21 protein-coding genes are annotated in these 24909 nt (G+C 50.6%); 3 read left to right on the top strand and 18 right to left on the bottom strand.

Features of this window, described 5'->3' with window-relative positions; translation table 11 throughout:
• Nucleotides 1–173: 173 nt before the first annotated feature.
• Together AC27IB_RS10165 and AC27IB_RS10160 are read right to left on the bottom strand one after the other, a co-directional pair.
• Entirely contained in the window at nucleotides 174–1430 is a 1257-nt protein-coding gene (locus AC27IB_RS10165; RefSeq protein ID WP_487120687.1) for a Y-family DNA polymerase, read from the bottom strand.
• Nucleotides 1418–1834 (bottom strand): S24 family peptidase, encoded by a 417-nt coding sequence (locus tag AC27IB_RS10160; RefSeq protein ID WP_296051160.1) that lies wholly within the window; start codon nucleotides 1832–1834, stop codon nucleotides 1418–1420. The genes AC27IB_RS10165 and AC27IB_RS10160 overlap by 13 nt, the downstream gene beginning before the upstream one ends.
• 92 nt (nucleotides 1835–1926) lie before the next feature.
• On the opposite strand from AC27IB_RS10160, the gene AC27IB_RS10155 reads away from it, so the two are divergent.
• The gene (locus tag AC27IB_RS10155) at nucleotides 1927–2214 is read left to right on the top strand and encodes a YebG family protein (protein WP_296051161.1); all 288 of its coding nucleotides are present in this window, start codon (nucleotides 1927–1929) and stop codon (nucleotides 2212–2214) included.
• A 69-nt stretch (nucleotides 2215–2283) separates the two neighbouring features.
• Here AC27IB_RS10155 and AC27IB_RS10150 read toward each other — a convergent pair whose 3' ends face one another.
• The 5 genes from AC27IB_RS10150 to AC27IB_RS10130 all read right to left on the bottom strand — a co-directional run bounded on the left by AC27IB_RS10150 (nucleotide 2284) and on the right by AC27IB_RS10130 (nucleotide 8996).
• The gene (locus AC27IB_RS10150; protein WP_487120684.1) at nucleotides 2284–3870 is read right to left on the bottom strand and encodes a methyl-accepting chemotaxis protein; all 1587 of its coding nucleotides are present in this window, start codon (nucleotides 3868–3870) and stop codon (nucleotides 2284–2286) included.
• A 228-nt stretch (nucleotides 3871–4098) separates the two neighbouring features.
• The gene (locus tag AC27IB_RS10145) at nucleotides 4099–5187 is read right to left on the bottom strand and encodes a methyl-accepting chemotaxis protein (RefSeq protein ID WP_487120682.1); all 1089 of its coding nucleotides are present in this window, start codon (nucleotides 5185–5187) and stop codon (nucleotides 4099–4101) included.
• Nucleotides 5188–5278: 91 nt separating this feature from the next.
• Nucleotides 5279–6283 carry a LacI family DNA-binding transcriptional regulator gene (locus AC27IB_RS10140; protein WP_296051166.1) on the bottom strand — a complete coding sequence of 335 codons (1005 nt, stop codon included), beginning with the start codon at nucleotides 6281–6283 and terminating at the stop codon, nucleotides 5279–5281.
• A 10-nt stretch (nucleotides 6284–6293) separates the two neighbouring features.
• Nucleotides 6294–7637 (bottom strand): glycoside-pentoside-hexuronide (GPH):cation symporter, encoded by a 1344-nt coding sequence (locus AC27IB_RS10135; RefSeq protein WP_487120680.1) that lies wholly within the window; start codon nucleotides 7635–7637, stop codon nucleotides 6294–6296.
• A 24-nt stretch (nucleotides 7638–7661) separates the two neighbouring features.
• Nucleotides 7662–8996, bottom strand: coding sequence for a GH1 family beta-glucosidase (locus AC27IB_RS10130; protein ID WP_296051171.1), 1335 nt, complete (start codon nucleotides 8994–8996; stop codon nucleotides 7662–7664).
• 672 nt (nucleotides 8997–9668) lie between these two features.
• Here AC27IB_RS10130 and AC27IB_RS10125 point away from each other — a divergent pair.
• A complete protein-coding gene (locus AC27IB_RS10125) occupies nucleotides 9669–12179 on the top strand; it encodes a glycoside hydrolase family 3 protein (protein ID WP_487120678.1) in 2511 nt (836 codons plus the stop codon).
• Nucleotides 12180–12249: 70 nt separating this feature from the next.
• Here AC27IB_RS10125 and AC27IB_RS10120 read toward each other — a convergent pair whose 3' ends face one another.
• The 11 genes from AC27IB_RS10120 to AC27IB_RS10070 form a co-directional block, all read right to left on the bottom strand.
• The gene (locus tag AC27IB_RS10120; RefSeq protein WP_487120676.1) at nucleotides 12250–13200 is read right to left on the bottom strand and encodes a cation diffusion facilitator family transporter; all 951 of its coding nucleotides are present in this window, start codon (nucleotides 13198–13200) and stop codon (nucleotides 12250–12252) included.
• A 59-nt stretch (nucleotides 13201–13259) separates the two neighbouring features.
• The gene (locus AC27IB_RS10115; protein ID WP_487120674.1) at nucleotides 13260–14984 is read right to left on the bottom strand and encodes an ArnT family glycosyltransferase; all 1725 of its coding nucleotides are present in this window, start codon (nucleotides 14982–14984) and stop codon (nucleotides 13260–13262) included.
• Between the two features lie 6 nt (nucleotides 14985–14990).
• Complete coding sequence (locus tag AC27IB_RS10110) at nucleotides 14991–15683, bottom strand: TVP38/TMEM64 family protein (protein WP_296052940.1); 693 nt, start codon at nucleotides 15681–15683, stop codon at nucleotides 14991–14993.
• Nucleotides 15683–16408, bottom strand: coding sequence for a glycosyltransferase family 2 protein (locus AC27IB_RS10105; RefSeq protein WP_296052939.1), 726 nt, complete (start codon nucleotides 16406–16408; stop codon nucleotides 15683–15685). Before AC27IB_RS10105 ends, AC27IB_RS10110 begins: the two co-directional genes overlap by 1 nt.
• Nucleotides 16409–16483: 75 nt before the next feature.
• Nucleotides 16484–16786, bottom strand: coding sequence for a DUF3240 family protein (locus AC27IB_RS10100; protein WP_296052936.1), 303 nt, complete (start codon nucleotides 16784–16786; stop codon nucleotides 16484–16486).
• Complete coding sequence (locus AC27IB_RS10095; RefSeq protein WP_296052935.1) at nucleotides 16779–19847, bottom strand: efflux RND transporter permease subunit; 3069 nt, start codon at nucleotides 19845–19847, stop codon at nucleotides 16779–16781. The genes AC27IB_RS10100 and AC27IB_RS10095 overlap by 8 nt, the downstream gene beginning before the upstream one ends.
• Nucleotides 19848–20873 carry an efflux RND transporter periplasmic adaptor subunit gene (locus AC27IB_RS10090; RefSeq protein WP_487120671.1) on the bottom strand — a complete coding sequence of 342 codons (1026 nt, stop codon included), beginning with the start codon at nucleotides 20871–20873 and terminating at the stop codon, nucleotides 19848–19850.
• On the bottom strand, nucleotides 20870–22087 hold the full coding sequence (locus tag AC27IB_RS10085) for a TolC family protein (protein ID WP_487120669.1): 1218 nt from the start codon (nucleotides 22085–22087) through the stop codon (nucleotides 20870–20872). Before AC27IB_RS10085 ends, AC27IB_RS10090 begins: the two co-directional genes overlap by 4 nt.
• A gap of 105 nt (nucleotides 22088–22192) precedes the next feature.
• A complete protein-coding gene (locus tag AC27IB_RS10080) occupies nucleotides 22193–22636 on the bottom strand; it encodes a protein tyrosine phosphatase family protein (protein WP_487120667.1) in 444 nt (147 codons plus the stop codon).
• Entirely contained in the window at nucleotides 22633–23409 is a 777-nt protein-coding gene (locus AC27IB_RS10075) for a sulfite exporter TauE/SafE family protein (RefSeq protein WP_487120665.1), read from the bottom strand. The genes AC27IB_RS10080 and AC27IB_RS10075 overlap by 4 nt, the downstream gene beginning before the upstream one ends.
• A gap of 2 nt (nucleotides 23410–23411) precedes the next feature.
• Nucleotides 23412–24281, bottom strand: coding sequence for an MBL fold metallo-hydrolase (locus AC27IB_RS10070; protein ID WP_296052659.1), 870 nt, complete (start codon nucleotides 24279–24281; stop codon nucleotides 23412–23414).
• 299 nt (nucleotides 24282–24580) lie between these two features.
• Here AC27IB_RS10070 and AC27IB_RS10065 point away from each other — a divergent pair, with 299 nt between their 5' ends.
• Nucleotides 24581–24907: a YkgJ family cysteine cluster protein gene (locus AC27IB_RS10065; protein WP_487120663.1), complete on the top strand. Its 327-nt coding sequence runs from the start codon at nucleotides 24581–24583 to the stop codon at nucleotides 24905–24907.
• Nucleotides 24908–24909 lie beyond the last annotated feature (2 nt).

Genomic DNA, 24909 nt, shown 5'->3' with positions numbered 1-24909 from the left:
CATTGTGAATATAGTACAAAATTTAACCGCCATCGAGCTTTCAGAGCAGGACTGTCTGTTGGTACAGGGCGGTAACATGCCATTAGTTAACGATTGGAGCAGTTTAGAAAGTTCACCTGGTAATCTGAGCGATAGAGTAGAGAAGCCCGACCTGAATAGGGCCATCACAAGAGTTAACACTCAACCTTAGGCAAATGCCGCCAGTTAGTCGTGTATTGCGGTGACAGGTATTCGCGCTTCATGCCCCATTCCGGGTGAATACCTTTTGCTGCCGCGCCTATGGTCTGGCTGCCATAGCGGTTGTTAATCGCATCCATGCATTGCATGAGTTTAGGGTTGTGAGCAAGTTCTGCGAACATATCGCTCTGCTCGTGGGCAGTTTCGATAATCTCTATTGCGCCAACACCGCACTTGTGTAATTTAATATTGGCTTTGTACAGTGTGTGACTGGCATTAGACGCAGCCTGAACCAGCGCTCTGGTATCGTTAGTTGGCTGCGCAAAGCGATGCTGAATAGCCTTGTGGTATTGCTCTGTATCAGCAAAGGGATTGGCATGAGTGAATAGGGTGAGTAACCAGGTTTTACTTTGCTGACGGCGTAATTTTTCTGCCACTTTTTCGGCATGCCAGCAAAGGCTTTCACGCAAAAACTGTTCACTGGTAACAGGTTGCCCGAACGCGCGCGTTGAGTATATTTGCTGCTTCTTAGCCCGCTCCTCGTCCCACTTTATACATACGGTACCGTTAAGCTCTCTTACCGTTCTTTCCAGTTCTACTGAAAACTGCTTGCGTAGCGCCTTGGGGTCGAATTGTGCCAGTTGCCAGGCGTTTGAAACGCCCTGATCGCGCAGCCGGGCAGCAATACGTTTACCGATGCCCCACACATCCTGAACATCCATCTGGACAAGCACCTGCCGACAAGCTTCGGGGGTATCAAGCACCGCAATACCCGATTTATCACCGAGTTTTTTTCCGGCGAAGCTGGCGACCTTAGCCAGAGTAGGCGTAGCGCCAACCCCCACTCCTACGGGTAAGCGGAGTTGTTGCCAAACATCATCCTGTATACGTTTAGCATAAGCTTGCCAGTGTTCGGCAGGCTTCCAGCCATCGAAAAACAAAAAGCACTCGTCAATCGAGTAAATGTGCTGATCGGGCGCGTACTGCCCTACCACCTGCATCATCTTATTCGACAGATAATCGTAAAGCTCATAATTAGACGAACGGATTACCGCATTGTGCTGTGCCAGCAGCTTTTTAACTTTGTAGTAAGGGCCAAATTTTTTTACGCCCAGCTGCTTGGCATACTCACAGAGCGCACAAATACAGCCGTCATTATTGGTCAGCACCACCACCGGGCGTTGGCGGATAGCCGGATCGAATACTTTCTCGGCCGACGCATAAAAACTATTGGCATCAACTAGCGCATACATTGGCTGAGCCACCTGACGTAGCGATGCATGCGAACCGAACGCACCACGACCCCCTCAACTTCAAACAAGTCGGCATCGCCAAGGGCGTAGGGCTTGTGATCAAGCCCGGGAGATAGCAGTACCTGAGCCTTTCGATCGTAAAGTTTACACACAAAATTACCGTTTAGATTAGCCACAACCACATCCAGTGAAGTGGGGTGTGCTGCGCGGTCGACGATAAGTAAATCACCGTCAAAAATCCCTACGCCTGTCATGGAGTCGCCCTGTGCCTGACCTATAAACGTGGCGGTAGGATGTTCTATGAGTAGTTCATCGAGATCCAGTGCCAGCTGTTTATATTCGGCTGCCGGTGACTCAAAACCACTGATGCCAGCTTGTGCTGCAACGGGTATAACCTGAAGCATTGTTAACTTTACCACTTGTTAAATAATACTGTTTATTTATACAGTAAATTACGATACAGTGACAAGGAATTTCACAACAACGGAGTTACACAATGGCTATCACAACACAATATGTGGTCTCTCATAAAGGGGTAGAAAAGTTGGTTACTACCGATAAAAAAGCAGCAGATCAATACGATAAAATGCTCGATGTGGCGGATAACCTGGCCGTTTACATTGAAGCGAAAGGGATAAAGCTTGATGAAGCAATTGCTGAAGAGTTATCCATTATGCTGGCCAAGAACAAAGATAACGTTGGCAAGCTGCTTAAAGGCACCGATGCCGATACGCTTTTGTCCAGCGAGAGCGCTGAAGTGGTAAAGCTAAAAGCCAACGGTTAAAAAGCTAAACGCCGTTGGAATGATGTAGCGAAGCTACCAGGCTCAGCATTGTTACCGAGCCTGGTGACGCTATTTTTTGCCAATTTCTTTTTCGATATTGAAGCGTTTTATAACGCCATTCACTTCGGCGATAGTGGTGTGCAGATGGTCGCTGGCTTCCAGCGAGCGTTCGGAGCTGCGCTGGGTATCAGCAGCGCCATCGGCAATTTCAACGATTTGCTGATTGATATGCTCGGCCACCGCGCTTTGCTGCTCTACCGCTGCTGACATTTCGATAGTCATTTCAGAAATACCCTGTACCGCCGTATTAATGTCAGACAGAGCCTGGCGGGTATCCTGCACAATACTGGCGCCGCGTTCTGCAGACTCCAGGCCGTTTTTAGAAACCTTTACAGCGCGCTCACTTCGGGTGGCGAGTACCTGAATTATATTATGGATGCGGTCGGTGGATTCCCGCGTTTTAGACGCCAGTGCGCGTACTTCGTCTGCAACCACTGCAAAGCCACGCCCTTGCTCTCCGGCCCGAGCAGCTTCGATTGCGGCATTGAGTGCCAGCAAATTCGTTTGTTCGGCGATCGACGAGATGATACTCGCGGCTTCACCAATATCACTGGTACTCTGGTCCAGCTCAGTCACTGTTGCGGAAATGGTTTCCACAACCCCTTTCAGTTCATCAATGGCTGCGGCTGCCGATTGTGCGGTTTGATTACCGGTTTCCACATTTCTGGCTGCAGACCGGGCGGTATCGGCATTTTGCTCTACCCGCTCTGCCACTTCCTGAATTGACTGTGACATCTGCGTCACGGCAGACGCAATTTGCTGGGTAGCCTGATTTTGCTGTACCACTGCAGTAGACGTTATTGCCGCTTGTTCGTGAGTAGTATTGGCAATGTCCTCTAAGGAAGACGCCGCGTCTTTTATACGAGTTAAAGCCGTGCGGCTGCGAGCAAGCTCACACCCAAGCACCAGTTTAGCTCTGGCTGAGGCACCAAAATCGTCAAAATACGTTTGCGAAACCACGGCGCTATCGTAGGAGTCAGGGCTAAGACTGATTAACTCCTGCCAGCGTTTTTCGCTCAATGAATGCTGCCAGATAGCCATTACCACAAGTGCGGCAGCGGTAACCAGCGTTGGCACTAACCCGGCAAACACGCCAAGAAAGATTAACAGTGGGATCCCCGCTCCCCAGAAAACACTGAGCTTTTTGGCCATGTAGAGGTAAATTTCACTTGCCTTTGCCGCCGACTGACCATTACGAATACGCTCATAACGTGAAGTAGCACGGATAATTTCATGGTCGAGTGCCGGTACCCGAACCGACTCGTAGCCAACAATTTCGTTGTTCTCGTACACCGGCGTTACAAACGCAGACACCCAGTAGTGATCGCCGTTTTTACGCCGGTTTTTGACTAACCCCATCCAGATCCGGCCAGCTTGCAGCGTTTGCCACATTTCTTTGAACACGACTTCGGGCATATCCGGATGGCGTACCAGATTATGTTTTTTATTAATTAACTCTTCCCTGTCAAAACCGCTCACTTCAACAAACGCGTCATTACAGTAGGTAATAATGCCGCGCTTGTCGGTAGAGGAAATCAGCCGGTAATGCGTCGGAAATTTATATTCTTTTTGTGTAACGGGCTGGTTATTACGCATCGGGTGTGAAGCTCCCTTCTTGCTCCTGATGATGAATAGCAAGGTTCGCCCTTTATGTGAAAATAAATGCGAATTCCGGGCGCACTGACTATCTCTATAGATTTAAAAATAGACCATTAAATACGCAACCACCAATAAACAGTGGTGAAAATTTGAATGAGAGATTAGTGCTAAAAACAACAGGATAGTAAAGGCAGCGGCTCATTGTGAGCCGCCTCCGATAAACCTTTACAGTTTTGCGGTGTGGGAAAGGTTATCCAGTAAGGTTGTCACCTCCTGGCTGGCGGCTTCCATTTCCCTGAGCAATTGTTCGCATTCCACATTGTTGCCATTCAGATGAGCTTTAATCGCACTTACCCCCGCCTTATGTACCCCGGCATGAGGCCGATCGAGGCGTTTGAAGGCGTCGAGCTTCGCCATGTCTGACGTTGCACTGCCCTTATACCATTTACCCAGACGACAGGACGTATGGTCGGCTAAATCATGCTCTGACTTACTCGAACGTCCACACAGTACCGCGTAAACCTCAGATTTCCATACCACGTGGTCGAGTTTTACGGTCTGGATAAACGTTTGCAGGCTCGCCGAACGGATGGTGTTTTCCATGATATCGCAGTGTTCAATCATGCCAGCATAGTTACTGTTAAGTGAACTGATGCCTTCAGAGAGCTTACCATTGTTAGTTTGTAACTCCCCCACTGAAGAGACCGCAACCTGAGTGGATTGAATAATACTTTTTACCAGCTCCGACACTTCACTTGCTGACTTATTAGTTTCATTTGCCAGTGAGCGCACTTCGTCAGCGACCACACTGAATCCCCGTCCGGCATCACCGGCACGCGCGGCTTCAATGGCGGCATTGAGTGCCAGCAGGTTGGTTTGATCTGAAATACTGGTAATGGTGGTGACAAATTTATTAATGTTACCGGCCGTTTCAGAGAGCCCTTCAATACTGACACTCATGGCCGACATCATGGTACTCAGGCCACTCATATCACCTACAATTTGCTTTAATGACTCACTGGACTGTGCAAAGAGGCGGTGGTTTTCGGTAATTTTATCGGTTTGTTCGCTGATGTCTTCAAATGAGGAGAGGACGGTCTGGCGGATACCTTCCACCTGATTTAACGAGTCAAGCATGCTGTCGGTCAGGCCCGGCATAGCCGGGTCGTTACTTTCAGTTTCACTTAACTGTGTTTTAAGGGCCTGATTTTCAGCTTCGAGTGACGCCAACTGTGCAGTAAGGCGTTCATTTTCTCTCTGTAAAGCAGAGACTTTCCCCTGCGCCTGGTCAAATGTAGTGCGTAATACAAACAAAAGATGTCTCCTGAACAAAGCTGTGACGTCCTACCATAACTGGTAGTAACCTTGGAGGATTCTAAAAGCTGGTTATAAATAATCCAGTTATTTACTGCTCCGGACTGCTCGTCGTACCTCTTAGAATCAGTCGAGGGCTAAGAATGTGCTGATATTCGTGCCGGGTGTGACCATAAACACGTTCAAGCACCCAGTGCGCCGCCATGGTACCAATCTTCTGCACCGGATAATCAATAGTGGTTAAACCCGGTGAAAGATAGCTGGCAAAGTCCACATTATCGAAGCCGATTACCGAGACATCTTCAGGCACTCTGCGCCCCAACTCGCGCAAGGCAATCATGGCACCCGAGGCCATTTCATCGTTAGCGCAGGCGACAGCGGTAAACCTGGCGCCGCGGGCAACCAGAGCACGAATCCCCTCTGTGCCGGATTTGGCCTGGAAATTACCTTCGTAGGTAAGGTTATCAGTGTACTCAACGCCCATGTCTCTGAGCGCCTGTTGATGGCCGGTTAAACGGTTTTTACCATCCGCTTTGAATAGCGAACCGGCAAGGTAAGCAATTTTTGTGTGGCCAATGTCGAGTAAGTGGCGGGAAGCGAGGTAGCCGCCTTTAATATTGTCGAGGCTAATACAATTATCGCCAATTTCTTCTATATAGCGGTTCACTACCACAAGCTCAACGCCTTGCTGAACCAGATTCACCAGATAATCATCGCTAACGGCTTCCACGTGCAGGATCAGAGCGTCGCATCGGCGGCTTAAGAGCGCATCGATTTGCTCTTTCTCGATATCCGCATCGGAGTGTCCGGTGGCAATAAGCATATGTTTTTTGGCTTGTCTCAATGCCTGCTCGGTGCCGCCCATCATTGCACCAAAGAACGAGCCGTGCAGCTCCGGTACAACATAGCCGATGGTATGAGTTTTATTGGATGCCAGCGATGCGGCCACGACGTTATGCCGGTAACCCAGTTCAGCCATGGCCGACATTACCAGTTCACGGGTTTTCTCTTTTACCGTGCCCGTATTATTGATAACTCTGGATACGGTGGCAGATGACACACCGGCTTTTTCGCTGACTTGTTTTATTGTGACCATGTTAACTTCGCTATGTGTTGTCCTGCTGGGTTAGCCTAGTGGTTTTAAGGGCATTATGAATCTCATCCACACGCTGGCTGTCCAGTTTATACCAGCGCATCATTAACACCACCAGTAAAGACATGGCAGCCGGGATTAAACAAAAAGACAAGGTAATACCGTGGCTTACCCTTTCATCAATGTTATTGGCCTGATAACCATAGTAAGCCAGTGCCCAACCTGCCAGCGCACTGCCCAGAGCAATGCCTAACTTAATAAAGAATACAATGGTAGAAAAGGTCATGGCCGTTAAGCGGGTACCGGTTTGCAACTCACCATAATCGGTCACATCGCCCATTTTCGACCATAACAGAGGGGACGTCATTTGCAGCACAAATCCCCACAGAAAATGCACAATCAAAGCACCTAGCCACATGGAGGCCGGCAATAAATAGTTAATCAAACAAAGGCCGGCGCAAAGAAGCTGAAGCACTTTGTACAGCCTCACTTTATCGCAACACTTTGTCACCGGGTGAGCCGAGGCTGCCCCCAGAATACCGCCCACCATCGCCAGCGACACAAACAAAGTGACATCGTCGGGACGCTGTAAAACGTATTTCACATAATAAATAGCCAGTGCATTGCGCAGTACAATGCCGGTTAGCAACACCATGCTAACCACACACAGGATGCGGCACTGGTCGTTATGCCAGACTGCTTTCAACTGCTCCCGGACCGGTGAAGGCGGCCCTTCGGCGGGTAATACACGCTCTTTGGTTCCGGCAAAGCAGAGTAAAAACAGTACCATGCCTACCAGTCCCATGGTCAGCATAGTGAGCTGGTAACCGCGGGCTTCATTGCCTGCGCCAAACCAGTTCACCATGGGTAACGTACACAACGACACAATCAATCCGCCAAGCATCGCAAATACAAAGCGATAGGATTGCACCGAGACCCGCTCAAGGGGACTGGCGGTAATCACGCCGCCGAGTGCAGAATAGGGAATATTAATCGCGGTATACATCAGCATTAACAGCACATAGCTGGCTATCGCGTAAGCCAGCTTACCGTTGTAGTCGGTATCGGGCGTGGTAAAGGCCAGTACACTGATGATGGCAAAAGGCAGGGCCATCCACAGCAGATAAGGCCGGTATGCCCCCCATCGCGTGCGGGTTTTATCGGCCAGCGAGCCCATCAGCGGATCGGTTACCGCATCAATCAGGCGCACCAGCAGGAAAATACTCCCAACCGTTGCCGGGTTTAAACCAACCACGTCGGTGTAGTAGAAAGTGAGGAATAAAATAACCGTTTGAAAGACAAAGTTGCTTGCTGTATCGCCTAGCCCGTATGCAACTTTTTCTTTTACACTGATCATTTAATGTCCAAACAGCTATGGAGTTTAGCGGCGTTGTTTAAGCCATTCACTGAGTTTAAGGGCGCTTTGTTTGGGTAGCCGCTGTTGTGTGTCGAAATCCACATGCACTATACCAAACCGCTTAAGATACCCTTCGGCCCATTCAAAATTATCCAGCAGGCTCCACACAAAATAACCTCTGACATCCACCCCATGCTCCATTGCTTCGGCAACGGCCTGCATGTGGTGCTGCAAATAATTCACGCGCACCTTATCATGCACCTGGCCATTTTGTACCACGTCATCCTCGGCCATGCCATTCTCGGTGATAAAAAGTGGCGGTAAATCATACTCATTATGCAGTTGCAGCAATAAATCACGCAATCCCTGCGGGTAAATTTCCCAATTCATGGCCGTAACAGGTACGTTGTCTGCGGGCGGCAGGATTTCAAAGTGCCCCCCCGGACAGGCCTGCACCAGAGCTCTGGTGTAATAGTTAACCCCGAGGTACGCCATAGGCGCGGATATTATTGCCATATCACCCGGTTCGATGACTGGCCTTTCGGCCGCGGGCAGACTTTCCAGCAAAGGCGGGTATTGCCCGGTGAGTGCCGGGCTGGCATACCAGTCGTTAAAGTGCGCTTTTGCCAGTAGCGTGGCCTGCTTGTCTGCGTCGCTTTGGGTAGCCGGATAGTAGGTGGTAAAATTGAGCACCAGACCACTGGGAATATCAGGGCAGATATCGGTGAGTACCTGCATGGCAAGGCCATGAGCAAGAAGCAGGTGATGGGCGGCTTTTTTGCCGTACTGCTTGCCAACTTTACCCGGCGCATGCACACCTATTTCGTAACCTAAAAAGGCGCTGCAATACGGTTCATTCAGTGTAGTGTAAGCACTCACTTTATCACCAAAGGCCGTGGCTACAACGCGGGCATAGTCAGCAAATGCGTAAGCTGTTTCGCGGTTAAGCCAGCCCCCTTCATCTTCCAGGAATTGCGGCAACTCCCAGTGATAGAGGGTGACGTAGGCTTTAATTCCACGTCTTTGCAACTCATTTAATATCGCCAGATAAAACGACAGGCCTTGTTGATTAACGCTGCCATCAGCGCAGATTATTCGCGGCCAGCATACTGAAAACCGGTAGGCGTCAAACCCCAGCTCATCAATCAGAGCAATATCCTGCTGCCATAAATGATAATGATCGCAGGCTGTCCGCCCATCAGAACTATCTTTGACTGCCCCGGGCACCTGACAAAATGTGTCCCATATACAGGGCTCGCGCAATTCGCTGGCACCCTCGATCTGAAACGAAGAAGTGGCCACTCCCATAGTAAAGTCCGCGCCACTGAGCACTTTGTTGAGTGTAAAACTTTTAGTCATTTTGCACTTACGCACCTAACGCACTGAGTTTCGTCAGCGTACGACAGCTCCTCGTATAATTATAGCAATAACATAACCAGACCTAATTGTAAGCGCTTTCATTTTTTATACAAGTTATTTACATTTTAATTGATCAAAGCGGTTATTCACTGTTGTATAACCATCGTCAACACCCTACTCTGCATCATAGCGCCCTGTTGCAATACATTGGCTATGTTCGCCCACTGCGGCGTTTTTTAAGCCCCATCATAGCCAACCAGCATTCGTTATTCTATGCAGCGAACCACCAGGCAAGCCAGCTAGCCGTATAAGTGAAAAAGTTACTTAAGTAAACGGGGTTAATCGTTACGCTTAAAAATAAGCTCTGCTAGTGGGACTTCCCATTGCAACAACAACCATGTAAACGCTTTCAAATTTGCACTCTACAGCTTAATACATCTGCAGATAAGAACATAAAAGGCAGGCATAAACGCGTATTATTCGCTACTCAACGGGGCTTAATACAACGGTTACCGCCATCCGCTGACTTTTTCATGCAATTCCCACCCTCATAAATGTAAGCGCTTGCATTTTCAAAATTTCCCCATATACTCTCACAACAAATTATTAACATTCGCTCATTGGTTTCGCAGTGCTTTGGCATTCGCAGGGGTAATAATCCGGAGAATAATAATGAAATCATTTACATTGTCAGTCGCTGCAGCAGCCATCGGGGTTGCAGCCTTAACCGCTTGCAGCACATCAGAGACTGACAGTCAGTCTGCTAATACAGTGTCTGTTCCGGATTACTGGCCACAAATACAATCGCCTATTGCGAATAAAGCAGCGGTTGAAGAGAAAGTTGAAGCCTTACTTGCCGGCATGACCATAGAACAAAAAGTCGCGCAGCTTATTCAACCCGAAATCCGCGACGTTACCGTTGAAGACATGCGCCGTTATGGTTTTGGCTCTTATCTCAACGGCGGCGGCTCATTTCCAGGGGCTAACAAACAGGCGACCCCGCAGGAATGGATAGATCTGGCCGAAGCCATGTATCAGGCATCAATAGACGACTCACTGGACGGTAGCACCATTCCAACCATGTGGGGCACCGATGCCGTGCACGGTCACAATAACGTTATTGGTGCCACGCTGTTTCCTCACAATATCGGTCTGGGCGCCATGCGTGACCCGGGCTTAATTGAAAAAATTGCTACCGCAACGGCCAAAGAAGTTCGGGCCACGGGGATAGACTGGATATTTGCACCTACCGTAGCCGTTGTGCGTGACGATCGCTGGGGGCGGACATATGAGAGTTACTCAGAAGATCCCGCCATCGTAGGTGACTATGCGCGCGCAATCGTTACGGGCCTGCAAGGGGATATCAGTGATGGCAATATCGATGACCAGCATGTCATTTCCACAGTTAAACATTTTGTTGGCGATGGTGGCACCGACAAAGGCGACGATCAGGGCAACAACCTGGCCAGCGAAAGAGACCTTTTCGACATTCATGCCCAGGGTTATGTTCAAGGTTTAAACGCCGGTTCTCAGTCGGTCATGGCCTCCTTCAACAGCTGGCATGGCGAAAAATTACACGGTAGCAAATACTTACTTACCGATGTATTAAAGAACAAAATGGGCTTCGATGGTTTCGTGGTTGGTGACTGGAACGGTCATGGCCAGATCCCGGGTTGCAGTAACGATAATTGTCCACAAGCACTGTTAGCTGGCCTGGATGTTTATATGGCCCCCACTCCAACCTGGAAACCTTTACTGGAAAACCTGGTTGCTCAGGTGAATAGTGGTGAGATCCCCATGACACGCCTTGACGATGCCGTAAGCCGGGTACTGCGGGTTAAATTGCGTGTAGGTTTATTTGACCTGCCCTCTCCGGCCAACCGCAGTCTGTCCGGTGACATGTCGGTCATCGGGGCCGATGCGCATCGTCAAATAGCCCGTGAAGCGGTTCGGAAGTCATTAGTAATGCTTAAAAACAACCAGCAACTCTTACCGCTTGCCCCAGCAAGTCGCGTTTTGGTTGCTGGTGATGGCGCACATAATATTGGTAAGCAATCCGGCGGCTGGACTATTACCTGGCAAGGTACCGGTAATGAAAACAGTGACTTCCCGGGAGCCACTTCTATTTTTACAGGCATTGAACAAACCGTTGAGGCTGCGGGCGGCGAGGCCGAATTAAGCGTTGACGGCAGCTACTCAGAGAAGCCGGATGTTGCCATAGTCGTGTTTGGTGAAACGCCCTACGCCGAAGGTAACGGTGATATTGCCAATGTGGAGTATCAGCGCGGTGACAAGCAGGATCTGGCGTTACTTAAATCGTTAAAAGCACAAGGCATTCCGGTTGTAGCCGTATTCATTACCGGGCGTCCCTTGTGGATCACGCCAGAGCTGAACGCATCTGATGCGTTTGTGGTTGCCTGGTTGCCCGGCTCCGAGGGGGGCGGTGTCGCCGATGTGCTATTCAGCAAGCCCGACGGCACAGTGAATTACCCTATGCGCGGTAAGCTATCGTTCTCATGGCCCGCCGATCCATTCCAGAATCCCGTTAACAAGGGCGACGGTAAGCAGCCACTGTTTGCCTACGATTACGGCCTTACCTATGAGGATAGCGGCAACCTTGGAGCACTTGATGAGTCGGTAAACAGTGCCGCCAATGCGGCCGGTGATGCGGTAATTTTCCAGCAGAGCGTTCAACAACCGTGGTCACTCATCGCCTCCAGCGATGGTCAGCAAGGTACAATGAATAGCAATGTACTTAGTGTCAATTCGCTTAATATTCGCACCGCTGACCGCCGTGTTCAGGAAGATACCCTGCAGGTAGAGTTTGGTAGCAGTGAAGACAGCATTCGTTTTTTCTCTCCCTTTCCAGAGGACTTGCTCGATTACGCTATTCCTACCGGCGTGCTCGCCTTCGATATCCAGCGCTCATCGGCAACAGGTATAACCGTTTCCATGTCATGTGGTGAGGGCTGTGAAGCTGAGCTGGCACTGGATGACTTTACTTCCTCTGACAACGACTGGCAGCGTGTGGCCACCCCACTTACTTGCTTTGTCGATAAGGGCGTTAACTTACGCGAGATATATGTGCCTATGGCATTGTCTGCAGACGCGGCAACCAGCTTTAAACTGTCAGATATTCGCTTTACCCGGGTAGAAACGCCTGTCGCCTGCCCTGGCTCCTGAGTGTGTGTGCCCTGTGGCCGGGACCATACTGTATGGCGCGGCCCCCCTCCGGAGGGCTTTATCGCCCCTGTTAAAGTTTGTCCCGACAATTTTCGCCAGGCATTTCCAGTTCAATAGTAGTGTGATCCAGATTAAACGGTGCCAGCACCTCGGCAATTTGTTGTTTTAACTTTCCCACCGAGGCAACATCAAAGTGAGTTTCAACCACCACATGCGCAGTAAGCACATGACTGGCGCCGTCCAGCGACCAAAAATGCACATGGTGAAGCTCTTTTACCTGTTCAAGCCCGGTAAGTGCAGCTTGAATGGCCAGTTGCTTATCGGTATCGGGATTCGCTTGCAGAAACAGCTTTACGGTATGAATAACGTGCTTGACCACATTAAACAAAATAAACAGTGTAAAAATAACAGACAGCAGCGGATCCAGCACCGGCCAGTTCACAAACTGTAAAATAATGGCGACAATCAGCACCGCAACCCACCCGAGTAAGTCTTCGAGCAGGTGCCAGTTGAGCACCTTTTCATTGAGCGTTTCACCGCCATGCAGCTTGTAAGCGGCAAAGCCATTGGCTGCGATCCCAAGGACGGCTAACAGAATCATGCCTTCTGTAACCGGCATTTCAGGTGACCATAAGCGCGGGATCGCTTCAGTTAAAACCCATACCGAGCCCACAACCAGAATCAGGCCGTTGATTAATGCGCCCAGCAGGCTCAGACGTTTAAAACCATAAGAATATTGCTCGGTGGCATCCCGCTTACCCACCTTACTCAAATACCAGGCCAGACCAATCGACAGTGAGTCGCCGAGGTCGTGCACGGCATCGGCCATAATCGCTACGCTGTTGGTGAGCCAGCCGCCGATAAATTCGATAATTGTGAAGATGAAATTCAGCCAGAAAGCCCAACTGATGCGGTCTTCGGCGATATCATGGTGATGATGGTGCCCGGGGTGATGCTCGTGACTGTGGTCATGAGCGTGAGAATGTTGGGGCTGACCATGCCGGTGGCCGTGTTCGCTCATAGGGAAAACTCTGCAAAAGGATTGAATTTTAATAAGCTCACAGCATAGCCATTACCCGGCTATCGGATCAACGGGTTTATCGGCTCATAGCGAAACGTCGTTGCTTTGTCATCCGCTTGCGGGCAGCTTGGGCGAAGCCCATCCGGCCCTAACAACAACCAGTCCTCACGATGTGCTCGCCCCATAATAATCCCTTTAGTGAGGTCCAGACAGGTTGACTCCCGACTGACGGGCAACAACAGATACCCGCCCGGATTGGCCTTTAACCACTGCCATGCAGCGTAGATTTCGGTTGCAGGCGGCGTATGATAGCCAAAGTGTACGATGGGACGACGGGCAAACAACATAAACTGCTCCCCGGTATCCAGTAAGGCAATCTCACTTTCCTCTCCTGCCGTCTCATCAATAGCTTGCCAAATCGCGGCCGGCGTACGCAGCGGGTTTAACATGCTGGCAAAGCCAGTACTGTAACTGCACCACAGCACCAGCATCGTAGCTCCCCAGGCCTGCCAGCCAGCACGGCGGTGGAGCAGTACTAACACCATCAGTACAACTATTCCGGTGGTCAGCAGCAAACCACTGCCATCGACCTCGTAACGCTCGGTCAGCTTGGCCATCGGGCCGGTATCGAGTATCCCCAGCCATCCTGTTACTGTCAGACTGGCGCCAATCAGTGTGGTTAACGCCCAAAATATTCGCGACAGCCACTTTTTACCGGCTATATGAGGCATGGCTGGCGCCATAGCCAGTGCCAGCATTGGCAAAGCGGGCAGAATATACACCCCACGTTTACCCGGACTCAGGCTGAAAAATAACAGCACCAGTAGCACAAAACCAAGGGGCATTAGGATCCGTGCATCGTTGCTTTGCCAGGCGGTACGCCAGTGAGGCCATTGCCAGGGCAGCAACACTACCAGTGGCAACCAGGCCCAGGGCACAACATTCAGCACAAAATACCAGAACGGCTTAATGTGATGCCAGGAGTTGGCATAGCGGGTGACCGTTTGTTTCATCAGGATATTATCGCGGTAAGCACTGTAGGCCGGGTCCAGCCGGCCATCAACCGCCAGTAGCATGGGTAAAAGCCAGAGCAGCAGGGTCATCAGCATAGCCAGAACCCCTGCTGCCCACCATCCCCAACAGTAACGCTTCGGCAAGGTTTGCACAGCAGATTGACGCCATACTGACATGCCGTAAGGTAAAAGCATCAGCAAAGGTAAAAATCCAACCCCTTTGGTCATTATACCTAACCCCATGGCAACACAACCGCCCAACCACCACAAGGCATAGCCATCTTCACACAATGTCGCTCGCAACAGTCCATAGCAACCAAGGGTAACCCACATGCACACACTGGCATCAATTTGTGCGCTTTTCGCCTGCAGCACAAACTGCACACTGGCAAGCAGTAACCCTGCGGCCCACCAGGCCTCACGACTCCCCCATAAGCGGCGACCAATATCAAAAACCGCCAGAACGGTTACCGTACCGGCAATAGCCGACGGCAGTAAAAAAGCGATATGGAGCGATCCGGTAAGGGCATAAAAAAGGGCGATAGACCACATAAACAAGGGCGGCTTATCCGGATAAAGTTCATTACCACGCATGGGAAACAACCATTGTCCGGTCTCTACCATGTCTTTGGCAATTAACGCAAAACGGGGCTCATCTGCCGGCCAGGGGGCACGCAAACCAATCCCCATCGCCAGCAGGAAAAAGGTAATCAAACCCAGCCAGATCAGGTCCGTACGCTGATAACAGCTGAAAGAAGGCCACTTAGTCATAGTTAATCAGGGGGTAGAAATGGAGTCGGCAGGTTGCTGCTGATACCAACGGTAGAGGTGAGCGCCTAACAAAACCGAACACACCAGCAAGCTCAGACTGACACTTATCTGCCACGACGACATCTGTTCCATGCCCTGCCCCATAAGGGCAAACGTGAGCATTTGTGGTATGTAACCAAGCGCTGAGGCACTGACAAAAGCGCGGCCTCGAATCGTACTAGCGCCGGCCACGATGTTGGTTATAGCGTTGCTTCCAATCGGTAACAATCTAATCGCCAGGGTCGCCGTGTAGGGTTTACCGGCCAGTAACGGGTGGAGTTTTGCAATCACGCCGGGAAAGCGGCGTTTCACCCAGTCCTGCAAAAAATAACGGGACATCAGGAAAGTGGTGGCGCAAGCTATCGCTGCCATACCGGTAGACAGTAAAGTGCCGGCCGTAACGCCCAGCAAACCGCCACCAATAAAGGCCACAATCTGGCGAGGAAACCCCACCAACATCAGCAGCACACCAGACAATATCAGCAAAGGCCAGCCGAGGGCGCCCTGCTCTGTTAACCACTGCTCAATGGCTACCGGGTCGGCATATTCACCAAGGCTCGCCATTTTGAAAATAAAGGCTATAACCACACAGGCCAGTACAGGTTTTAACAACCCTCTGAGGCTGGCCTGCAGGCGCTTTTCACTCGTCGCTTTACGCATTAATCAGTGACTTCCTGAGGGTGGGGACATTTGGCCCGTCTAAGTAACCATATAACACCGAACAAATCTACAATGCCGACACCAAGTCGGCTCAACATAGTGTAATTAGAAATGCCGCAATGGCGGTCCCGATGATTAACTTCCACTACCAACACACGGCCTTCCAGGCGTTTTACCAGAGCGGGTAAAAACCGGTGCATATGATCAAAATAAGGCAACGATAAAAAGGTACGGCGAGGGATCAGCTTTAAGCCACAGCCGGTATCGGGGGTTTCATCATGCAATAAACGCTGGCGAACCCGGTTGGCAATGCGTGACTGAAAACGCTTCCAGGCGGTATCCTTACGGTTTTTGCGATAGCCAGCCACGCAAAAATCCGCCCCCACAGGCTGCTGCGCTGCAACGTCAATAAAACGTGGAATGTCGGCCGGATCATTCTGACCATCTGCATCCAGCGTCATAATCCATTCGTTACGCGCGTAACGAACCCCCGTCATAATAGCGGTAGACTGCCCCATGGATTTTTCATGCTGTACCACACGTAACCGCACCGGCAATTCACCTGCAAGCTCACGAATTTCGCTGAGCGTGCCATCAGAGCTGCCGTCGTCAACGTAGATAATTTCGAACCCTACACCTTTTGGCGTATGTTGAATAATTTCGCTCACCAACGGCCTGATATTACCCTGTTCATTTTTTGCAGGGACTACAAATGAAACGTTCACAATTCACCACATGTTATTGTTTTCACAATAAGCTACCTAAGTTTTCTTAAGGAAACCTTAAGCCATACCGGGCGGTTAAATAATGCCCGTGTCAATCACCGGTGTCACCCAATAGCGAATGCGATGCTGTAAGGATAATCCCGCCAGCGCCGCAGTAAGATTATCCAGCTCAATACACTGCAAGCGAATGTCCAGGCGGCAAACTGAGCGATGGCCCGCTACCTGCTCACCCACGGTGTAATTCGCATGCTCTTTGCTGTAGCCCTCAATACGGTGCATAGAAAAACCGCTGACAAAAGACTGGCATAATAAACAATCCACCACGCTATCGACTGTTTCCGGATCCACAAAGCAGCTAAAAATACATTGGTCAGTCATGATGTTTACGCTCCATGGTGAAATACAGGATTGGCAGAATGATCAGTGTTACCAATGTGGATGATAGCAGGCCACCAATCACCACAATGGCCAGTGGCTTTTGAATCTCTGAACCCGGACCGGTGGCAAACGCCAACGGCATTAACCCGAATATGGCCGTTGTCGCCGTCATCAGGATTGGCCGCAGACGGTCTTTCGCCCCCTGAATAATGAGCTCTTTGAAGTCCCCGGCAAGCTTGGCCAGTTGCTGAAAATGCGACAGCATTACAACACCGTTGAGCACCGCTACACCAAGCAGGGCGATAAAACCTACCGAAGCCGGTACCGACAGATATTCACCGGTAAACCACAGGGCAAACACACCACCGACCAGCGCAAACGGAATGTTAGCCAGAATAAGTAACGCCAGCTTAAGCTCTTTTAGCTGGGTAAATAGGATAATCAGGATGACGCCCAGCACCAGCGGAATAATGGTTAGCAGGTTATTGGTAGCGCGGATCTGATTCTCAAACTCCCCGCCGTAGCTGACCGTATAGCCAGTCGGCAGCGACACGCTGCGGCCGACTTCGCCAGCCACCTCTTCAACAAAAGAGGCCAGGTCGCGATTTTCCACATTGGCGCTCACCATCACATAACGCAAAGCATCTTCACGCTCAATCACCGCCGGGCCGGCAACACGTTCGAGCTCGGCAACCTGAGACAAAGCCAGTAACGTGCCATCGGGCAGTTGAATTGGCAGACTTGCCAGTTCAATATCGCTGCCAATCGCAGCGATACCGTCGCGTTGATGGGAAAACATCAGCGGTGTAATAATTCGGCCATTGATAATATCGGTCACCTGTACGCCGTTAACCTGCATTTGCAAATAATCAGACAGCTCGGTGAGTGACATATCAAACATCAGGGCAATATCCATTTTGGGTTTGATACGTAAATAATCGCCGCCTTCCATCAGCGTTTTATTCACATCCACAGCCCCCTCTATGCCCTCAGTTACTTGTGCAACCTGACTGGCCACTTCGGTAAGCTGGACAATGTCGTCGCCAAAAATCTTAATGCTCACCATGCCGGTACTACCGGTTAGCATTTCAGACACGCGCATCTGAATGGGCTGGGTAAACCCATAATTAATGCCCGGAAAACCTTTTAATACGTCGCGAATCGCATTGGCAAGCTCTGCCTTGGTGTCGAAACGCCACTCATCGGTTGGCGCGAGCTGCATAAACACATCGGTTTCGTTCAGACTCATGGGATCCAGACCCAGTTCGTCGGAACCGGTACGCGCCACAATTTGCTTAATCTCCGGCACTTCAGCCAGCAAAGCTTCTTCAATTTGCTTATCCAGTGCTAACGATGCAGACAAAGACAGCGTGGGCGATTTTTCCAGCTGCACTATCAGGTCGCCTTCATCCAGAGTCGGCATAAACGTTTTTCCTAACTGTGTAAAAGCCAGCACAGTGAGGGCCAGGGTAACAGCCATAGCAATAAACAGGGTTTTCGGCACCCCAATGGCTTTGCGAAGTGCGCTCTCAAAGCCATTTTGTAACGCCTGCAAGTAGCCTGGCAATTGTTGCGGCGCCTTACTGACAAAAAACGATGCCAGCACCGGGATGATGGTAAAGGCACTCACCAGAGCCACCGCCATGGCAAACATAATGGTCATGGCGACCGGGCTAAACAGTTTTCCCTCCAGGCCGGTGAGCGTGAGCAGCGGGGTAAACACTACCAGCACAATCAGTGTACCGGCGATAACCGGCGTGGCAACCGCTTTGGCAGAGCGATAAATCACATGTAAACGTGGCAACGGGACCCCACGGGAGAGTTGCGAAACGATATTCTCAACTACCACCACTGAGGCATCGACCAGCATACCAATGGCAATTACCATTCCGCCAAGACTCATCAGATTGGCAGTGAGGTGGGTTATGCTCATTAAATAAAAGGTGATGAGTACCGCTACGGGGATCACGCACGCAACCACAAAGGAAGCCCCTATCTGGCCAAGGAATACCGCCAGCAACACCACCACAATCACAATCGCCTGTCCCAGTGCACTGGTAATGGTGCCCACCGCGGTATCGATAAGGTTTTTACGGTTGTAAAAGACATTCACTTCAGTGCCTGCAGGTAAACCAGGCTCAATTTGCGCCAGCTTTGCCTGCACGGCTTCCACTACCTCAGCGGTATTGCTGTTTTTCAATGCCACAATCAGCGCTTCAGTAGTTTCTTCGCCATCTTTGGTTACCCCGCCATAACGGGCGAGACTGCCTACAGACAGCCGTCCAATATCATCGAGCCGGATAGCACCGCCGTTTTTAATCGCGATCACCCGTTCAGCCACATCTTCCAATCGGGTAAAACGCCCTTCACTGCGAACAATTAAGGTATCGTTTCCTATTTCAATGCGGCCAATACTACCGTTTACGTTAGACCGGGTCAGTGCATCAGCCACTTCAGGCAGCGTGAGCCCCATGGCGCTCATACGCTGTATATCCGGCGTAAACTGCACGGTTTTGGTATAGCCTCCCAGAACGTTCACCTCGGCCACACCGGCAACCGTGCGTAATGCAGGCCGGATTTGCCAGTCGAGTAAATGCTTGCGTTCCATTAATGACAGATTCGGATTCTCGAGCGTTAGCATAAACATTTCGCTCAGCGGTGTGCTCATCGGCGCAATGCCACCATCTATTGTGGGCGGCAGTTCGCTCCACAAATTATTCAGCCGCTCCGCCACCTGTTGACGCGCCCAGTAAATATCGGTGCCCTCGACAAAATCCAGAGTAATCGACGTAATGGCATACTTAGTGGTTGAGCGCAGCACCGCTTTGTCGGGAATGCCCAGTAACTCGGTTTCCAGTGGCTGGGTGATTTGCGCTTCAATTTCTTCAGCGGTCATCCCCGGTGCTTTAATAATCACGTTTACCTGAGTGGGAGAAATATCCGGAAACGCATCGACCGGCAGCTTCAGCCAGGCATTCACTCCCGCCGCCAGGGCAACGGTAAACATCGCCAGCACGAAAATGCGCTGGCTTAGAGAAAATTGGATCCAGCGGGCAATCATCTATTCGCCTCCCAGACCCAGTAACAGACCTTGCACAGCACTTACCGAGGAGGTCAGCACCTGCGAGTTTTTCAGCGCCATGTTGTCGGCAATCAACAACTGACCTTCATGACGTCCCAACACAGTTACCGCAACAGGCAACAACTCTGCCCCGTCTTTTGCCAGAGCGTAATACTGATCTTCAAAGAAATAGACACTTGAAGCAGGGATAGCCAGGCCCGCCTGCTCAATCACCGGCGTCACCATCATCGAGTCTGCATACATCAGTTCACATTCGTCGTTAGCGGTGACAGAGGCACTCCACAAACGGCTGACAAGCCCTTTATTCAGGCGCTCGCGGTAGGCCACCTCGAGGTGACAGGAGCCTACTGTTAATGCAGATATTTTATCGGCGAGCTGAGACGGCAGTTGCACTTTCAGGCGCAATGCGTCCTGCTCAATGACCTCACCATAGACAAAAGCCTCAGTGTCGAGTTGTTCACCGGCCGGAATAAAAACCCCTGCCACTGGCGATATCAATAAGGCCGCATCGTCATCGTTGGCACTTTGCAGCAACTCTTTGGCATGCTCAAGATGGCCCAGCTCCAGCTTGCTGGCAAAGTAATGGTCGGTAATCGCCTGCCAGGATTGCTGGTTGATGGATTTGCTTTTAAATAACGGCAGATTTTGTTGGTACCGCTGCTCTGCCTGACGGTACATCTCCTTTTGGGCTCTAAGCATTTCGTAGAAATGATGAACTTCGCTGCCAGTTAGTTTAACCAGCGGGGTATTGGCCGCTACAGAGGATTGTGGCGCTACCAGGTATTGCTGCTGTAATACCCGAAACGGCAATACCAGTTGATAACCATTGCCCGGCAGATAGCTTACTTCACCGCTTACCGCGGGGGTTGGCACAGCAGGCACAATCTGTGGTGCTGCAAAATTCAGTGACAGGCGACCCAGAGATTCAAGGGGGATCCGCTGGTTTTGCGCTGTCGCAGTAGAGACTGTCAGCACTAACAAAAGAAAAGAGAAAAACGATTTCATAGCACTTGCCCTGCCAGTTGATTAATTTGAGCAACCCGTTGTTGTTGAGAAAGTTTGAGCTGATCCAGTTGATAGGTGCGGTCGCGCTGTTCCAGCAACGATTGCAGCCAGTTGCTTTGCTCCAGCTCGCTGCTCTGCTTTAGCTGCGCCAGTTGCTTAACAATTTGTTCGCCTATGGCAACTTGCTGCTCGCCAATGGCAATTTGTTCTTCCAGCGATGTCAGGCTGGCCAAATTGGTGCTGACCTGCTGCTGCAAGGTAATTCGCAGGTTCATCAGAGATTGTGAAAGTGCCAAATCGGTTTGCTGCCATGCCTGCAAATTCTGCGGGTTGGCAGGCATCTCAAGGGCCAGCGGGATGCCTACCGCAATACCTACCTGATTCTCATCGCCCATCACGCTTTGTAAGCGGCGCGCCACCAGCGCAACATCCCAGTTGCTCTGACTTTGCCGGCCATACTGATAAGCCGCCCCGGCATACTGTTTTTGCAAACTCAGCAGCTTCAGTTCGGGATGACTATTCAGTGCACTATCAAGGCTGGCGGGCACCGTTTCATGTAAATCGGCGGGTAACTGCTTCGCTCCGGTGAGTTCGGTATAAGCTCCCATCGCAGCGGCTAAATCCGCTTTGGCGACCACCAAAGCCTGTTGTACATCGAGTTGTTGCTGTTGCCATTGCAGATAAGCCAGACGAGCCAGCTCTCCGGCTTCAAAGCGTTGGGTTAACTGTTTGCCCAACTTTGCCAGCCATACCTGTTTATCACTCAACGCTTTGACCTGTTGGTGCGCTATCGCCGCCGCCCAGGCTCGTTGCCTGACCAGGCCAGAAACCAACAATGCCTGCTGGCGCTGCTGTGCAACAAGTATGGCCTCGTTAATCTGTTCCATCTGATCAAACAAATCAAGGTTGTCCGGACGTTGAATTTGCACGCCAAGCCGTACTTCGATTTCATCAGTGCCGGTGGCCTGATTTGACTGCAAAGCGGAGATTTCCAGCGTTGGGGCACCAATGAGCCAGCGACTCAGGGACGAACTTTGCTGCGCCATCCACGGTGAAGAATACTCCCGCTCTATACGCTGTTGAGCTTTGATTCTTAGCGCTGATAATTCGGTTGCCTCAACCGTCTCTGAGGCCACAAGGTAAGAAGAGAAACAGCCACACAGTAAAGCGATGATACTGGTGGTGAAAAAAACAAACACACGTTGAAAATACATAGCAATAGTCCCTGTAAGAGGGAGTCAAGATGCCAGATTGTGCGCCCAAAGCCTATCGGGCATCTGGCCCATAGAGGCTCAAGGCATTGATTTAAAATAAAAAAATTAATGGAGGTGTTGAGCCTGAAAAGTGCGATTTTGATATGTTAAAAGTACCCCATCGAGGTCAACACCGGCCCTGTCGCCCGCCAGCTTTATCTCTTGTTGGCTAAGCCCCTGAGCCAAACGCGCCAGAGCCCACAAATGTAATACCCGCGTACCGGTACGACATATTGCATGCACCCGCCCTTTTGCTTTAAGCAGGATTTGACCAAAAGTCGCCACTTCCTGTTCGTTATAGTTACCGCTTATAACTGGCACAAAGTAGTAATCCAACCCGGCTTCCCGGGCCCATCCCTGCAAGATGGCATCTGGTAATTGGTCGGGCTCCTCATAATCCGGACGGCCGTTAATTAAGGTGGTTACGCCGGCCTCTGCGAGGGCATCCATGTCGTCCCTGGTTAACACTCCTGAAACACTAAAATGATGATTTATCGTGCGAATATTCATACTGGTACCTCCACGAAGTGCATAGCGTATAAAGAGGAAAGAAAAATAAAGCTACCCATCACAACCAACATCACGCCAAAGCCTTTTTTCAGTTGCGGCTGTGGCAGGTGTCCTCCCAGTTTCGTACCGAGCAGAGAGCCAGCGGCGCCAATCCCCACCATCAGTGCAATGAGCTGGAAATCAAAGGGCAGTGCGCCCTGTTGACTGAATAGATAAAAGTATTTGCCAAACCCCACCACCGACTGCAGCACAATGATAGCCAGACTGGTGCCAACCGCCTCGCGCATAGACACACCACCCAGGGCCAATAGGGCCGGCACAATTAAAAAGCCGCCGCCAACACCAACCAAACCGGCAATAACGCCCACCACCAGCGCTGCGGGGATTAGCTTGACCAATGACACCCCATCACTGGCCTTTACACTGATAGGTTTAAGCATAAAACGGCTGGCCAGCAGCATAATGACAGCGAATAACACCAACTGCGCCAGACCACTTAAATACTGCGATAACAACGCGCCAAAGTAGGTGCCCACCATACTGGGTAAACCAAAGCTCGCCACTTTTTGCCAGGCCACCTGACCAGCTTGCTGCTGACGCCAAACGCCGACCAGAGCGATCCCACCGACAATCAACAAGGATTCAGCAATGGCCACTTTCGGTGGACGTTCAACGATATAAGTCAACAGAGGCACAGTAAGAATGGAGCCACCTGACCCCAGTAAGCCCAGGCTTACACCAATTACAATGGCGCCGATAAAAGTGAAAATCATAGTTATGACTTAATCGTCAGCGGGATTTTAAGGTAACACTTGCCATTGTCTTCCGCCGGCGGCATCTGGCCAGCTCTGACATTGACCTGAATAGCCGGGAACAACAGCTTAGGCACCGCCAGCGTTGCATCCCGTGCTTCCCGCATGGCCACAAAGTCGGCCTGACTCACGCCGTCTTTCACATGGATATTGTTGCGACGCTGTTCAATAACCGAGGTTTCCCAGGCGAAATCATCGCGTGTTGCGCTTTTATAGTCGTGGCCAACAAACATCCGGGTGGGCTCTGGCAGGGCGAGAATTTTGCGAATAGACTGATATAACGTTTGCGCACTGCCATTGGGGAAATCTGCCCTGGCTGTACCATAGTCGGGCATAAAAAGGGTATCGCCAACAAACACGGCATCTTCAATGTAGTAAGAGACACAGGCCGGGGTATGCCCGGGGGTATGCAGCACTTCCATATCTAGGTGACCCAGCGTTATCACCTCACCATCAACAAACAGCTGATCAAACTGACTCCCATCAGTCAGAAACGTGCTTTCCAGGTTATAAATCGTTTTGAAAGTGGATTGTACGCGGCGAATGTGATCGCCTACACCAATCAGACCACCCAGCTTGTCTTTAATGTAGGGCGCGGCAGTCAGATGATCGGCATGGGCGTGGGTTTCCAGGATCCACTCCAGCGTTAAGCCATTTTTGTCAACGTAACTGACAACTTTGTCAGCAAACTCATGGGAAACGGCCCCGGCGGCAGCATCATAGTCAAGCACCGGATCGATAATAGCGCAGCTGTTAGTGGCGCGGTCAGTCACCACGTAGGTCACGGTAAACGTGGGCTCATGGAAAAATGGCGTGATTTGAATTTTGCTCATTTGCCGGTTCTCTGTATCAAAGTAAAATAGGTCATTACGTTGATACAGCAAAAGCTTTGCCAGCTGGCAGGCCTTAACCTTATAGAGCCTAAACCCACCTTCATTAAACCAAGCAAAATATTGATTTACGTGAATTTATTTTATTTATGGTTTTTCAGTTTTGGTGGCATAATTCACATTCTGTAGTGAAGAGTGGGTACCCTCTGCCTGCCTTCCAGATGATTTTTTCTTACCCTTATGCGTTAGCTCGCAAACCCAGCTAATCACTGGTTGTTTTGCACATAGTGTGGAGCAGTTATATGTTGTCTTGTGTGGATTGTGGTGCCTGTTGCGCCACCTTTCGGGTGTCTTTTTACTGGGCTGAGTCCGATCCCTTTGCCGGTGGTTCGGTGCCGGCAGAACTGACCACTAAAATTTCACCTAATTTAGTTTCCATGGCCGGTACTAATCAACCCAACCCCAGGTGCGTAGCCCTGACAGGGGAAATTGGCACACAGGTGAGTTACAGTATCTACGCGCAACGCTCCTCTACCTGCCGGGAATTCGAGGCCGGTTCAGCCGATTGTTTAAAAGCCCGGTTTAAACATAGGATCACCGATGATGTGATCCCTATCCGCGTAGCCTGATA

The organism is Alteromonas sp. 4NH20-0104 (assembly GCF_057547795.1).
This window is presented reverse-complemented; position numbering and strand designations above follow the sequence as displayed.

What these genes read in the sequence shown, in the direction of transcription:
- AC27IB_RS10115 (WP_487120674.1), bottom strand. Translation starts at nt 14,984, where the DNA reads ATGACTAAGTGGCCTTCTTTCAGCTGTTATCAGCGTACGGACCTGATC.
- AC27IB_RS10095 (WP_296052935.1), bottom strand. Translation starts at nt 19,847, where the DNA reads ATGATTGCCCGCTGGATCCAATTTTCTCTAAGCCAGCGCATTTTCGTG.
- AC27IB_RS10130 (WP_296051171.1), bottom strand. Translation starts at nt 8,996, where the DNA reads ATGACTAAAAGTTTTACACTCAACAAAGTGCTCAGTGGCGCGGACTTT.
- AC27IB_RS10075 (WP_487120665.1), bottom strand. Translation starts at nt 23,409, where the DNA reads ATGATTTTCACTTTTATCGGCGCCATTGTAATTGGTGTAAGCCTGGGC.
- AC27IB_RS10165 (WP_487120687.1), bottom strand. Translation starts at nt 1,430, where the DNA reads ATGTATGCGCTAGTTGATGCCAATAGTTTTTATGCGTCGGCCGAGAAA.
- AC27IB_RS10080 (WP_487120667.1), bottom strand. Translation starts at nt 22,636, where the DNA reads ATGAATATTCGCACGATAAATCATCATTTTAGTGTTTCAGGAGTGTTA.
- AC27IB_RS10110 (WP_296052940.1), bottom strand. Translation starts at nt 15,683, where the DNA reads ATGCGTAAAGCGACGAGTGAAAAGCGCCTGCAGGCCAGCCTCAGAGGG.
- AC27IB_RS10100 (WP_296052936.1), bottom strand. Translation starts at nt 16,786, where the DNA reads ATGACTGACCAATGTATTTTTAGCTGCTTTGTGGATCCGGAAACAGTC.
- AC27IB_RS10120 (WP_487120676.1), bottom strand. Translation starts at nt 13,200, where the DNA reads ATGAGCGAACACGGCCACCGGCATGGTCAGCCCCAACATTCTCACGCT.
- AC27IB_RS10150 (WP_487120684.1), bottom strand. Translation starts at nt 3,870, where the DNA reads ATGCGTAATAACCAGCCCGTTACACAAAAAGAATATAAATTTCCGACG.
- AC27IB_RS10160 (WP_296051160.1), bottom strand. Translation starts at nt 1,834, where the DNA reads ATGCTTCAGGTTATACCCGTTGCAGCACAAGCTGGCATCAGTGGTTTT.
- AC27IB_RS10065 (WP_487120663.1), top strand. Translation starts at nt 24,581, where the DNA reads ATGTTGTCTTGTGTGGATTGTGGTGCCTGTTGCGCCACCTTTCGGGTG.
- AC27IB_RS10085 (WP_487120669.1), bottom strand. Translation starts at nt 22,087, where the DNA reads ATGTATTTTCAACGTGTGTTTGTTTTTTTCACCACCAGTATCATCGCT.
- AC27IB_RS10155 (WP_296051161.1), top strand. Translation starts at nt 1,927, where the DNA reads ATGGCTATCACAACACAATATGTGGTCTCTCATAAAGGGGTAGAAAAG.
- AC27IB_RS10090 (WP_487120671.1), bottom strand. Translation starts at nt 20,873, where the DNA reads ATGAAATCGTTTTTCTCTTTTCTTTTGTTAGTGCTGACAGTCTCTACT.
- AC27IB_RS10070 (WP_296052659.1), bottom strand. Translation starts at nt 24,281, where the DNA reads ATGAGCAAAATTCAAATCACGCCATTTTTCCATGAGCCCACGTTTACC.
- AC27IB_RS10125 (WP_487120678.1), top strand. Translation starts at nt 9,669, where the DNA reads ATGAAATCATTTACATTGTCAGTCGCTGCAGCAGCCATCGGGGTTGCA.
- AC27IB_RS10140 (WP_296051166.1), bottom strand. Translation starts at nt 6,283, where the DNA reads ATGGTCACAATAAAACAAGTCAGCGAAAAAGCCGGTGTGTCATCTGCC.
- AC27IB_RS10135 (WP_487120680.1), bottom strand. Translation starts at nt 7,637, where the DNA reads ATGATCAGTGTAAAAGAAAAAGTTGCATACGGGCTAGGCGATACAGCA.